This is a genomic window from Streptomyces kebangsaanensis (genome assembly GCF_001906585.1).
GTDB classification, from domain to species: domain Bacteria; phylum Actinomycetota; class Actinomycetes; order Streptomycetales; family Streptomycetaceae; genus Streptomyces; species Streptomyces kebangsaanensis.
In genome coordinates, this window is record NZ_JUJA01000053.1 from 90,608 (window position 1) to 104,257 (window position 13,650).

General features: G+C 70.1%; 6 protein-coding genes. 1 reads left to right on the forward strand and 5 read right to left on the reverse strand.

Translation table 11 applies throughout. From position 1 onward, the window contains the following. Positions 1 to 173: 173 nt before the first annotated feature. From rimO to RH94_RS07880, 5 genes are all read right to left on the reverse strand, one after another. Positions 174 to 1,646 (reverse strand): 30S ribosomal protein S12 methylthiotransferase RimO, encoded by a 1,473-nt coding sequence (gene rimO / locus RH94_RS07860; protein ID WP_073946910.1) that lies wholly within the window; start codon positions 1,644 to 1,646, stop codon positions 174 to 176. A gap of 102 nt (positions 1,647 to 1,748) precedes the next feature. Continuing rightward, positions 1,749 to 2,579 (reverse strand): helix-turn-helix domain-containing protein, encoded by an 831-nt coding sequence (locus RH94_RS07865; RefSeq protein WP_073946911.1) that lies wholly within the window; start codon positions 2,577 to 2,579, stop codon positions 1,749 to 1,751. A gap of 278 nt (positions 2,580 to 2,857) precedes the next feature. Beyond that, positions 2,858 to 5,587 (reverse strand): DNA translocase FtsK, encoded by a 2,730-nt coding sequence (locus RH94_RS07870; RefSeq protein ID WP_073946912.1) that lies wholly within the window; start codon positions 5,585 to 5,587, stop codon positions 2,858 to 2,860. A 176-nt stretch (positions 5,588 to 5,763) separates the two neighbouring features. Then, the gene (locus RH94_RS07875; RefSeq protein ID WP_073946913.1) at positions 5,764 to 6,444 is read right to left on the reverse strand and encodes a response regulator; all 681 of its coding nucleotides are present in this window, start codon (positions 6,442 to 6,444) and stop codon (positions 5,764 to 5,766) included. A gap of 291 nt (positions 6,445 to 6,735) precedes the next feature. Next, positions 6,736 to 12,252, reverse strand: coding sequence for a HAMP domain-containing protein (locus RH94_RS07880; RefSeq protein ID WP_107428653.1), 5,517 nt, complete (start codon positions 12,250 to 12,252; stop codon positions 6,736 to 6,738). A gap of 591 nt (positions 12,253 to 12,843) precedes the next feature. Between RH94_RS07880 and RH94_RS42715 the strand changes: the two genes are divergently transcribed. Further along, a partial coding sequence (locus tag RH94_RS42715; RefSeq protein WP_407697270.1) for a PAS domain S-box protein occupies positions 12,844 to 13,650 on the forward strand: 807 nt, incomplete at its 3' end.

Consider the following 13,650-nt stretch of genomic DNA (forward strand, 5'->3'; position numbering starts at 1 on the left):
GGTACCGGCGAGGCCGCCGGGACCACCGGAACCTCCGGGGCCGCCGGAATCCGAGGCACGGGAGGCCCGAGGAGCGCCCGCGACCCTGTCCGCGCCGGGCCGGCGCGAGGCCGCCCCCGCGGCCGCCCCGTGCGCGCCGGGGGAGCCGCCTGCCGCGGATGCCGGGACTCCGGTCATCTGCCTGCCTCCTCGCTCCGCGCGAACGCGCCCGTCAGCGGCTCGGCCACCAGGTCGACACCTTCCGTGCCGACCACCTTCGCCTCGACCATACGGCCGGCGCTCAGTCCCTCGCCGTCCGTGAGCAGCACCTGGCCGTCCGTCTCCGGCGCCTGGTGCGCCGCCCGGCCGCGGACGCCCTCCTCGGCGTCCGCGGACTCGACGAGCACGTGCAGGGTCTCGCCGATGCGCTCCTCGGCGCGCTGGGAGACGAGTTCCTCGGCCAGCCGGGAGATGTGTGCCAGGCGCTCGTCGACGACGTCCTCGTCGAGCTTGTCCTCGTACGTCGCCGCCTCCGTGCCCTCCTCGTCGGAGTAGCCGAAGACACCGATGGCGTCCAGCCGCGCGCCGTTCAGGAACCGCTCGAGCTCGGCCAGGTCGGCCTCGGACTCGCCGGGGAAGCCGACGATGAAGTTGGAGCGCACGCCGGCCTGGGGCGCCTTGGTGCGGATGGTGTCGAGCAGCTCCAGGAAGCGGTCCGTGTCGCCGAAGCGGCGCATGGCGCGCAGCACGCCGGGCGCGGAGTGCTGGAAGGACAGGTCGAAGTAGGGGGCGACCTTCGGGGTGGAGGTCAGGACGTCGATGAGCCCGGGGCGCATCTCGGCGGGCTGCAGGTAGCTCACCCGCACCCGCTCGATGCCGTCGACCTCGGCGAGCTCGGGCAGCAGGGACTCCAGCAGGCGGATGTCGCCCAGGTCCTTGCCGTAGGAGGTGTTGTTCTCGGAGACCAGCATGATCTCCTTCACGCCCTGCTCGGCCAGCCACCGGGTCTCGTTGAGCACGTCGCTCGGGCGGCGGGAGATGAACGAGCCGCGGAAGGAGGGGATGGCGCAGAAGGAGCAGCGCCGGTCGCAGCCGGAGGCGAGCTTGACCGAGGCGACCGGGGCGCCGTCCAGGCGGCGGCGCAGCGGTGCGCGCGGGCCCGACGCCGGAGCGAGGCCTTCGGGAAGGTCGGCGGGGCCGTGCCCCGGAATGGCCACCTCCGCGCCGGCGTCCTGCCGCTCGGCCGGGCTGATCGGCAGGAGCTTGCGGCGGTCGCGCGGGGTGTGCGAGGCGTGGATGCCGCCGTTCAGGATCGTCTGCAGGCGGTCGGAGATGTCCGTGTAGTCGTCGAAGCCGAGGACGCCGTCGGCCTCCGGGAGGGCCTCGGCGAGCTCCTTGCCGTACCGCTCGGCCATGCAGCCGACCGCTACCACCGCCTGCGTTCTGCCGTGGTCCTTGAGATCATTGGCCTCCAGGAGGGCGTCGACGGAGTCCTTCTTGGCGGCTTCCACGAAGCCACAGGTGTTGACCACGGCGACGTCCGCGTCCGCGGCGTCCTCCACGAGCTGCCAGCCGTCCGCCTCCAAACGGCCTGCGAGCTCCTCCGAGTCCACCTCGTTACGGGCGCAGCCGAGAGTGACGAGTGCGACGGTACGGCGTTCAGGCATGCGCTCAAGCCTACTTTGTCTCGGTGACGGCCCATGTCGAAGGGGTTGGCCGATCTCGGCCAACCCCTTGTCCACGTGCTTGCTCGGCGCCCTGTTCGCGTACTATCCGGCCTGCGGGTCGCCCTTGGTGTACGTGAGGCGTTCCACGGCGCCCGGCTGGAACTGGTCCTCGATCTTCTTGCCGTTGACGTAGAGCTGGATCGCGCCGGCGTCGCCGAGAATCAGGTTGATCTTGGTGCTGTCCTGGAAGGTCTTGGTCTCGCCCTTGTTCAGCAGCCCGTCGAAGAGCATCCGGCCGTTGTGGTCCTTGGCCGAGATCCAGCTGCGCCCGTTGGCGGCGCTGACCTGCACGGTGACCTTGTCCTGCGGCGCGGCCGCGATGGCGCTGTCGGACGGTTCCGGCTTCGGCTCGGCGGGCTTGCTGTTCTTCGGCTCGGGCGAGGACGTCTCGCCGGCGGTGGGCGTGGGGCCCTCGGCGACCCTGGCGCCGGTGTCGCCGTCCTTGAAGGCCGTGAAACCGACGAAGCCGACCACGACGACGATCGCGGCGACCATCGCCGCGGTCCAGTTGGGCCCGCGCCGCTCCGGGCGGATGCGTTCCGCCTCGAACATGGGGGCGGCCGGGGTGGGGGCGGGGCGGCCGCCGCTCACGGCCTCGTACTGCTCGAGCAGCGGGGCCGGGTCGAGGTGCACGGCCTTCGCCAGGGACCGGATGTGCCCGCGGGCGTAGACGTCGCCTCCGCAGGGGGTGAAGTCGTCGGCCTCGATGGCGCGCACTATGGCCGTGCGGACCCGGGTGGCGCTGCTGACGTCTTCGACGGTCATTCCGGCGGCGATCCGCGCCTGCTGCAGGGCGCGGCCGACGGAGGGGCGGGCTTCCTCGGATACGTCTTCGAACGGACGCTCGTCTTCAGGGGAGTTGCCGATGGACACGGGGGCGCCTTTCGAGCGTGTAGCCGCCTGTGCTGGAGGTTCAGTCTAGGGTGGTGCCAAGGGTGGAGCGACCCGGCGGTAGGACTTTGTACGCCATCGGAATGGCCGGACAGTCCGATGGCGGGACCGGTGCCGCGCCCAAGGTCGGCCCCGCACCGGTCTTCTTGCTCAACTTGACGTGTGTCCAGGGGAAACGGTTGCCCGCCGCTCGCTAACGGGTGGATCACGGTCCAGGCACCCGCCCGCAACGAGCGCGTCCGCCGGACGGTCTCTTCCTGTTACCCCTCGGACTCCCCGCGAATCACGGCCAGCACGCCGTCCAGGTCGTCGGGCTTCACCAGAACGTCACGCGCCTTGGACCCCTCGCTGGGACCGACGACGCCCCGGGACTCCATGAGGTCCATCAGCCGCCCGGCCTTGGCGAAGCCGACGCGCAACTTGCGCTGCAGCATGGACGTGGAGCCGAACTGCGTGGAGACGACCAGTTCCGCCGCCTGGCACAGCAGGTCGAGGTCGTCGCCGATGTCCTCGTCGATCTCCTTCTTCTGCTTGGTGCCGACGACGACGTCGTCCCGGAAGACCGGCGCCATCTGGTCCTTGCAGTGCCGGACGACCGCCTGGACCTCCTCCTCGGTCACGAACGCGCCCTGCAGACGGGTCGGCTTGCTCGCGCCCATGGGCAGGAACAGCCCGTCGCCCTTGCCGATCAGCTTCTCGGCGCCGGGCTGGTCGAGGATGACACGCGAGTCGGCCAGCGAGGAGGTGGCGAAGGCGAGCCGGGAGGGCACGTTCGCCTTGATCAGACCGGTGACGACGTCGACGGAGGGCCGCTGGGTGGCGAGCACCAGGTGGATGCCGGCCGCGCGCGCGAGCTGGGTGATGCGCACGATCGCGTCCTCGACGTCGCGCGGCGCGACCATCATCAGGTCGGCGAGCTCGTCGACGATCACCAGCAGGTACGGGTACGGCTGCAGTTCGCGCTCGCTGCCCTCCTGCGCCTTCACCTTGCCGCTGCGGACGGCCGCGTTGAAGTCGTCGATGTGCCGGAAGCCGTACGCCGCCAGGTCGTCGTACCTGAGGTCCATCTCGCGCACGACCCACTGCAGCGCCTCGGCGGCCCGTTTGGGGTTGGTGATGATCGGCGTGACCAGGTGCGGGATGCCCTCGTACGCGGTGAGTTCGACGCGCTTGGGGTCGACGAGGACCATGCGGACGTCCTCCGGGGTCGCCCGCATCATGATCGAGGTGATCAGGCAGTTGATGCAGGACGACTTGCCGGAGCCGGTGGCGCCGGCGACCAGGATGTGCGGCATCTTCGCGATGTTGGCCATCACGTAGCCGCCCTCGACGTCCTTGCCGAGCGCGACCAGCATCGGGTGGTCGTCCTCGGCCGCCTCCGCCAGGCGCAGTACGTCACCGAGGTTGACCATCTCCCGGTCGGTGTTGGGGATCTCGATGCCGACCGCGGACTTGCCGGGGATGGGGCTGATGATCCGCACGTCCGGGCTGGCGACGGCGTAGGCGATGTTCTTCGTCAGCGCGGTGATGCGCTCGACCTTGACGGCGGGCCCGAGTTCGACCTCGTAGCGTGTGACCGTCGGTCCGCGCGTGAACCCGGTGACGCGGGCGTCGACCTTGAACTCGGTGAAGACGTTGGTGAGCGCGTCGACGATGGCGTCGTTGGCCGCGCTGCGCGCCTTGCCGGGGCCGCCCCGCTCGAGCAGGTCGAGGGAGGGCAGGGAGTAGGTGATGTCACCGGACAGCTGGAGCTGTTCGGCGCGCGGCGGCAGCTCCCGCGTCGGGGGCGGCGGGGTCTTGGTGAGGTCGGGGACACCGGCCGGCTCCTCCTGCGCGGGGCGCCGCACGGGCGCGGTCCGCTTGGTCCGCGCGGCCGGTACGGGGGCCGGGGTCGTCGTCTCCCCGCGGTCGGCGGCGGTGACGCCCTGGGTGAGGTCGGCGACGACCGGCGAGGGCGGCATGCCGTGCAGGACGGCTCCGTCGAGCGCGGCGGCGGCAGCGGCGGCCACGTCCACGGCGTCCATCTGCCGCTCCATGTCCGGCTGCGGCACGGCCGAGCGCCGGGGACGGCCGCGACGCCGGGAGAGGGCCTCCTGCTCGGCGCCGTCGGGGTCGTACTCCTGGGGCGCGCTCCGGCGCTTGCGGGAGCGCGCGGGCAACGACTCGCGCCACTGCTCGTCGTAGCGGACGTCGTCCTCGGTGTACTCGGCGTCCTCCGGGTCGGGCAGGACGCCGAGCCTCACTCCGAGCAGCCGCAGCCGTTGCGGGATCGCGTTGACCGGGGTGGCGGTGACGACCAGCAGGCCGAACACGGTGAGCAGCACCAGCAGCGGTACGGCGAGGACCGCGCCCATGGCGTACGTCAGCGGGGTCGCCGCACCCCAGCCGATGAGCCCGCCGGCATCCCTTATGGCCTGCATGCCGTCACTGCGGGCGGGTGAGCCGCAGGCGATGTGGACCTGTCCGAGCACGCCGATCACCAGCGCGGACAGGCCGATGACGATGCGTCCGTTGGCCTCGGGCTTCTCGGGGTGCCGGATGAGGCGTACGGCGATGGCCGCGAGCAGGATCGGCACGAGCAGGTCCAGGCGGCCGAAGGCCCCGGTCACCAGGATCTCGACCAGGTCGCCGACGGGGCCGCTCAGATCGGCCCAGGTGCCGGCGGCCACGATCAGGGTGACGGCGAGCAGCAGCAGGGCGACGCCGTCCTTGCGGTGCGCGGGGTCGAGGTTCCTGGCGCCCTGCCCCACCCCGCGGAACACGGCGCCGACGGCGTGCGCGAGCCCGAGCCAGAGGGCGCGCACGACCCGGTACACGCCCCCGGTGGGATTGGGTGCCGGTCTGGGCGCGGGCTTTCCCGCCGCGGCCTTCTTGGCAGGCGCCTTCTTGGCGGGGGCCTTCTTCGCAGCGGCCTTCCTCGCCGGAGCCGCCCCGGGAGCGGCCGCCTTCTTCGCGGACTGCTTCTTGGCTGCGGAGGGACGTGAGGCCATGGGTGCGAGATTACCGGTGGAGACGACAGCGGACACGTGTGCCCAGGGCTTCACCCGTTCGTGTCGCCCACGGAGAGGCGCAGAACTGACGCACCTTCAGGAAACCGTACGACAGACGCTCTTCGCCGGGCCCGCACACTCGGCGCCCGTGCCCAGCCCCGGTCGACGGTTCCGGCTCAGCCCTGGGAGGGAACCGCCGAAGCGCTCCCCGTCCCCGGCTCCAGCGCGTCCAGGGCCCGGCGCAGCCCCGTCAGTTTGCGTTCCAGATGGGCTGCCGTGGCCACCGCTGCCGCGTCCGCGGACTCGTCGTCGAGTTGCTTGGAGAGGGCTTCCGCCTGTTCCTCGACGGCGGCGAGGCGCGCGGAGAGTTCGGCGAGCAGGCCGGCCGACTCCTTGCCGTCGCCGACCGATCCCTTGCCCCCGCCCTCCAGCTGGAGCCGCAGCAGGGCCGCCTGCTCCTTCAGCTGACAGTTCTTCATGTACAGGTCCACGAACACCGAGACCTTCGCGCGCAGCACCCACGGGTCGAACGGCTTGGAGATGTAGTCCACCGCGCCGGCCGCATAGCCACGGAAGGTGTGGTGCGGGCCGTGGTTGATCGCGGTGAGGAAGATGATCGGGATGTCCCGGGTCCTCTCCCGCCGCTTGATGTGCGCGGCCGTCTCGAAGCCGTCCATGCCCGGCATCTGGACGTCCAGCAGAATGACCGCGAAGTCGTCCGTGAGCAATGCTTTGAGCGCTTCCTCCCCGGACGATGCCCGCACCAGCGTCTGATCGAGCGCAGAGAGGATGGCCTCCAGCGCCAACAGATTCTCCGGCCGGTCATCGACCAGGAGGATCTTGGCCTTCTGCACCATGGCCCGCCCTCCTCGCCCCGGCTTGGGGCCGCCCCTGTCCGCAGGAATTAGGGAGGCACCGGCGGGTGCCGCCCCGGAGGACGACTCCCTTGCGCCGCCCGTCCTTGTGCCGGTCATCGTAGCCGCACCCCGCCCGTCACCACACCCTGTCACCGTGATGTCACTGTGCACGGAGCGGAAACGCGGCGGGAGACCAGAAGGTTCCCCGAATCCCGCACTTCTACACGGCTTCGGGCACCCCGAGTCAACAACTCCGCACGCGCCCGGAAGGTTCCCGCCACCGGTCCCTCGTCACTCCCGGCTCATCCACTGTGCCATCACGGTGAGCAGGTGATCGGGGTCGACGGGCTTGGTCACGTAGTCGGAGGCGCCCGACTCGATCGCCTTCTCCCGGTCGCCCTTCATCGCCTTCGCGGTCAGCGCGATGATCGGCAGCCCGGCGAACTGCGGCATCCGCCGGATCGCCGTGGTCGTCGCGTAGCCGTCCATCTCGGGCATCATGATGTCCATCAGTACGACCGCCACGTCGTCGTGCTGCTCCAGGACCTCGATGCCCTCGCGGCCGTTCTCGGCGTACAGCACGGACAGTCCGTGCTGCTCCAGCACACTGGTCAGGGCGAACACGTTGCGGATGTCGTCGTCGACGATGAGCACCTTCTCACCGCCGAACCGGATGCCCCGGCTCCCCTGCGCGGCCGTGTCCGCCTCCACGGCGGTCCCCGCCGCCCACTGCTCCTGCACCGGCTGCTCCTGCGGCCCCTGCTGCGCCGGCCGCCGGTCGGCGGCGGGCAGGGCCTTGCGACGGCGCCGGAAGAGCGCGGCGGCGCCGTTCTGCGTCTCCTGGTACGACTTCACCTCCGCCGGCGTCTCGACCTGCGCGGCGGCCTGCTCGGACGGGTCCGGCCCGGGCGCGGCGGCCAGTCCGTCGACGTCCAGGACGGAGCCGGGCTGCTGGTAGCCCTGCGGCGGCAGCTCGCCCGGATGCAGCGGCAGGTACAGCGTGAACGTCGAGCCGCGGCCCGGCTCGCTCTGCGCGTGGATCTCGCCGCCGAGCAGCTGCGCGATCTCCCTCGAGATGGACAGCCCCAGGCCCGTGCCTCCGTACTTGCGGCTGGTGGTGCCGTCGGCCTGCTTGAACGCCTCGAAGATCACCCGCATCTTGCTGGCCGCGATGCCGATACCGGTGTCGGTGACGGAGAAGGCGATCATCGCCGCGTCCGGGTCGGCCAGCGAGCCGGTCTCCAGCAGCTGCTCCCGGATGGTCTGCGGAACGTCGTCCCGCGCGGGGCGGATGACCAGCTCCACCGACCCGGAGTCGGTGAACTTCACCGCGTTGGACAGCAGGTTGCGCAGCACCTGCAGCAGCCGCTGCTCGTCGGTGTGCAGGGTGGCGGGCAGCTCGGGCGACACCCGCACCGACAGGTCCAGGCCCTTCTCCGCGGTCAGCGGACGGAAGGTGGCCTCCACGTAGTCGATCAGCTGGACGAGCGCGATGCGCGTCGGGGAGACGTCCATCTTGCCCGCCTCGACCTTCGACAGGTCCAGGATGTCGTTGATCAGCTGGAGCAGGTCGGAGCCCGCGCCGTGGATCGTCTCGGCGAACTCCACCTGCTTCGGGGAGAGGTTGCCCTCGGCGTTGTCGGCGAGCAGCTTGGCCAGGATCAGCAGGGAGTTGAGCGGTGTGCGCAGCTCGTGCGACATGTTGGCCAGGAACTCGCTGCGGTAGCGCATGGAGACCGCGAGCTGCTCGGCGCGCTCCTCCAGGACCTGCCGGGCCTCCTCGATCTCGGAGTTCTTCGCCTCGATGTCACGGTTCTGCTGGGCCAGCAGCTCGGCTTTCTCCTCCAGTTCGGCGTTGGACGCCTGCAGGGCCTTCTGCCGCTGCTCCAACTCCTCGGACCTCAGGCGAAGTTGCTCGGTCAGCTCCTGGGACTGCTTCAGCAGCTGCTCGGTCTTGGTGTTGACGGAGATGGTGTTGACGCTGGTGGCGATCATCTCCGCGATCTGGTTCAGGAAGTCCTTCTGGATGTGCGTGAACGGCGTGAAGGAGGCCAGCTCGATGACGCCGAGCACCGTGTCCTCGAACAGCACCGGCAACACGATCACCTGCGCGGGCGGCGCCTCGCCGAGTCCGGAGGAGATCTTCAGGTAGCCGCTGGGCGCGTCCTCCACGAGGATGGTGCGCTTCTCCTGCGCGGCCGTCCCGATCAGCGCCTCACCCGGCCGGAACGACGTCGGCATGGAGCCCATCGAGTAGCCGTAGGAGCCCAGCATCCGCAGCTCGTAGGAGTCCTCGCCCTCGTCCTCGCCGACGAGGTCCCTGCCGTCGACCAGCGGCATCGCGACGAAGAACGCGCCGTGCTGCGCGGAGACCACCGGCGTCAGCTCGCTCATGATCAGCGAGGCCACGTCCTGGAGGTCCCGGCGGCCCTGCATCAGCGCGGAGATCCGGGCCAGGTTGCCCTTGAGCCAGTCCTGCTCCTTGTTGGCGATCGTGGTGTCACGCAGGTTGGCGATCATCTTGTTGACCGTGTCCTGCAGTTCCTGGATCTCACCGGACGCGTCGACGTCGACCTTCAGGTTCAGGTCGCCGCGGGTCACGGCGGTCGCCACGCGCGCGATGGCGCGCACCTGCCGGGTCAGGTTCCCGGCCATCTCGTTCACGGACTCGGTCAGGTCCCGCCAGGTTCCGTCGACGTCACGCACACGTGCCTGACCGCCGAGCTGGCCCTCGGTACCCACCTCGCGGGCGACCCGGGTGACCTCCTCGGCGAAGCTCGACAACTGGTCGACCATCGTGTTGATGGTCGTCTTCAGCTCGAGGATCTCCCCGCGCGCGTCGATGTCGATCTTCTTCGTCAGGTCGCCCTTGGCGATGGCGGTCGTGACCATGGCGATGTTGCGCACCTGGCCGGTCAGGTTGGACGCCATCTGGTTCACCGACTCGGTGAGGTCCTTCCAGGTGCCGGCCACCCCCGGGACGTACGCCTGGCCGCCCAGGATGCCGTCCGTGCCCACCTCGCGAGCCACCTTGGTGACCTGGTCGGCGAACGAACTCAGGGTCTTCACCATGGTGTTGAACGTGTCGGCGAGCTGCGCCACCTCGCCGCGCGCCTCGATCGTCACCGTCCGGGTCAGGTCGCCGTTGGCGACCGCGGCCGCGACCTGGGAGATGTTGCGCACCTGCATGGTCAGGTTGTTGGCCATCAGGTTGACGTTGTCGCTGAGGTCCTTCCAGATGCCCACGACGCCGGGCACGTGCGCCTGGCCGCCCAGGATGCCCTCGGTGCCCACCTCGCGCGCCACGCGCGTGACCTGCTCGGCGAACGAGGAGAGCTGGTCGACCATCGTGTTGACGGTGGTGACGAGCTCCAGGATCTCGCCCTTGGCGTCGACGGTGATCTTCTTCGACAGGTCGCCCTTGGCGACGGCGGTCGTGACCTCGGCGATGTTGCGCACCTGGCCGGTCAGGTTGTTCGCCATGAAGTTGACGGACTGCGTGAGGTCCTTCCAGGTGCCCGCCACTCCCTGGACCTCCGCCTGGCCGCCCAGGATGCCCTCGGTGCCCACCTCGCGCGCCACGCGCGTGACCTCCTGGGCGAACGAGGAGAGCTGGTCGACCATCGTGTTCAGGGTGTTCTTCAGCTCGAGGATCTCCCCGCGCGCGTCCACGGTGATCTTCTGGGAGAGGTCGCCGCGGGCCACGGCGGTGGCGACCTGGGCGATGTTGCGCACCTGGGCGGTGAGGTTGCCCGCCATGCCGTTCACGGAGTCCGTGAGGTCCCGCCACACACCGGCGACGCCGGGCACCTGGGCCTGGCCGCCCAGGCGGCCCTCCGTACCCACCTCGCGGGCGACCCGGGTGACCTGGTCGGCGAAGGCGGACAGCTGGTCGACCATCGTGTTGATGGTGTTCTTCAGCTCCAGGATCTCCCCGCGCGCGTCGACGTCGATCTTCTGGGAGAGGTCGCCGCGGGCCACGGCCGTCGTCACCTGGGCGATCTGCCGCACCTGGGAAGTGAGGTTGCCGGCCATGAAGTTGACGGAGTCGGTGAGTTCCTTCCACGTACCGGACACGCCCGGCACCACCGCCTGGCCGCCCAGGCGGCCCTCCGTACCCACGTCCCGGGCCATCCGGGTCACCTGGTCGGCGAAGGCGGACAGCTGGTCGACCATCGTGTTGACGGTGTTCTTCAGCTTGAGCATCTCGCCGGAGACGTCGACGGTGACCTTCTGCGACAGGTCACCGTTGGCCACGGCCGTCGTCACCTGGGCGATGTTCCTGACCTGTCCGGTGAGGTTGCGGAACGCGGTGTTGACGGAGTCGGTGAGGTCCTTCCACGCTCCCGCCGCGCCCGGCACCTGCGCCTGACCGCCCAGCTCGCCCTCGACGCCGATCTCCCGCGCCACCCGCGTGACCTCGGCACCGAAGGCCGACAGCTGGTCCACCATGCCGTTGACGGTGTTCTTCAGCTCCAGCATCTCGCCGGCCACGTCGACGGTGACCTTCTGCGACAGGTCGCCGCTGGCCACGGCCGTCGTCACGGCGGCGATGTCCCTCACCTGTGTGGTGAGGTTGCGGAACACCGTGTTGACGGAGTCGGTGAGGTCCTTCCAGGTACCGGCCACACCCGGCACGTTCGCCTGACCGCCCAGACGGCCCTCGGCGCCGACCTCGCTGGCCACGCGCGTGACCTCGTCCGCGAAGATCCGCAGCGTCTCGGTCATCTGGTTGATCGTCTCGGCGAGCTGCGCGACCTCGCCACGCGCGGGCACGGTCACCTTCTGCGACAGGTCACCGTTGGCCACGGCGGTGGTGACCTGCGCGATTCCACGTACCTGGGCCGTCAGGTTGCCGGCCATCAGGTTCACCGAGTCGGTGAGTTCCTTCCACGTGCCGTCGACCCCGGGCACATGCGCCTGACCGCCGAGGATGCCGTCCGTGCCCACCTCGCGGGCGACCCGCGTCACCTCGGAGGAGAAGGCCGAGAGCTGGTCGACCATCGTGTTGACGGTGTTCTTCAGCTCCAGCATCTCACCGGCGACGTGCACGGTGACCTTCCGCGACAGGTCTCCCTTGGCCACCGCCGTGGTGACCAGCGCGATGTCCCGCACCTGCGCGGTCAGCCGGGACGCCATCGTGTTGACGGAGTCGGTGAGGTCCTTCCACGAACCGGACAGACCCCGCACCCGCGCCTGCCCGCCCAGCTTGCCCTCGGTGCCCACCTCGCTGGCCACGCGCGTGACCTCGTCGGTGAACGTCGACAACTGGTCGACCAGGTTGTTGACCGTCCGCCCGACCTTCAGGAACTCGCCGCGCAGCGGCTGCCCGGCGCCCTCCGGCACCTGCGTGCGCAGCTCCATGCGCGGCGACAGATCGCCCTCGGCGACCGCGGAGAGCACCCGGCCGACCTCGGAGACAGGTCGTACGAGGTCGTCGACGAGCGCGTTGGAGTTGTCGATCGCACTCGCCCAGGAGCCCTCGCAGGCGCCCGTCTCCAGCCGCTCGGTGAGCTTCCCCTCACGCCCCACCATGCGCCGTACGCGCGACAGCTCGCCCGTCAGATGCAGATTGCGGTCGGCGACCTCGTTGAGGACCGCCGCGATCTCCGACATCACGCCGTCCCCGGACACCGTGAGCCGCTTGCGGAAATTGCCGTCGCGCATCGCCGTCAGAGCGGCCAGCAGTCGGTTCAGGGCGGCCGTGTCCACCTCTGTCGTACCCTTGTGCGTTCTACGCTGGCTCTTCAGGGACTGTCCGCCTTTCGCGCGCGTCTTCGTGCTCCGCGTCGCTGCGCCAGACTCCACTGTGTCCCTCCCGCAGGGGTCGACCGTTGCTGCTGTGCCCCGGTACTACCGTTCGGCGTACCAGTTACTGCTGCGTATATCCGCCCGATGTAATCAGGCCACACCAAGGGCTGCTGTCCCGGGTGCGGAGAACACACTCAGCCTGCTCGGACCTTCATCAGAAGCCTGCCCAGTGTTTCACCATGACGCACCGGGCGCGTCGGCCCATGACCGTAACTCACGACGAGCATCCCTCGTTCTCCAGCCGGGCAGGGCTTGTCCTTCGCCGGGCTCCGGGCCGACGAGAAGCGGGTCTTCGGGCCGAGCGGAGTCATCGGTAACCTGATGCGACCGGGCAGGTTCCGTCCCGGCTGGTGCCGAGGGCGTCAGACTCGTCCGTTCACTGAGCGAATGAGCTGTTTGAAGCAGGAATCCCCCTGCTTCAGCCGGGGGAGGGCCCAAAACAGTTCGGCAGCTTCGTCGAGGCTCATGGGCCGACCTGTGACGCGAGACGCGTCACCCCGGTGTTCAAGGATGTCCCTCATGGGGATACCCATGAACACCGAGCCAACGGCCCCACTACCCTGTAGCGGTCGGACAGGGGAATCGGGCATGGGAGGCAGGGGACGCCGACACATGGGGAGTTCTGTGATCACCGCGCGCGCGGCCGCCAGCTTCGAGCCCCAGGGGCGATCGGTCGCGACCGCCCGATCCTTCGTCCGCGACACCCTCCAGGGCTGGGGCTTCGGCGACATCGTCGACGACGCCGTGGTCCTCACCAGCGAGCTGGTCACCAACGCGGTCGTCCACGCCGGCACGGCCGCCGACGTGCTGTGCCTGCGCAGTGACGACGGGGCACGCATCGAGGTCTCCGACCGCTATCCGGAGCGCGAGATCCCGGTCCAGAGCTCCGCGGTCAACATGGGCAGCCCCGACCGCGAGGGCGGCCGCGGCCTGCAGCTGTGCGCGGCCCTGGCCGGCCGCTGGGGCGTGGAGTACACGCCCACGCACAAGAAGGTCTGGTTCCAACTGGACCTGCCCGAGCGCCCGGTCGGCACCCGCGCCGCCGGCCCCTCCCTGCCCGCCAACCTCCTCCCGCTCGCCGACGGCCGGGTCCGCGTGGCCGTCGTCCAGATCGACCGCGGCTGCTCCATCACCGCCTGGAACGAGGACGCCGAGGAACTCTTCGGCTACGCCGCCGAGCAGGTCACCGGCAAGCCACTCACCGACCTCGCGGCCTGGCCGCACACCCCCGGCACCAGCACGGGCATCGCCGAGGCGCTCCAGCTCTCCCGCTGGGAAGGCAGCTACGGCATCCGCGGCGCCCACGGCCGCGTCATCCCCGTCTACGCCTCCCACCTCCGTGTGCGCGACACGGGCGGCGAGCCCTCCACCGTCTGCCTGCTCGTCCGGGACCAC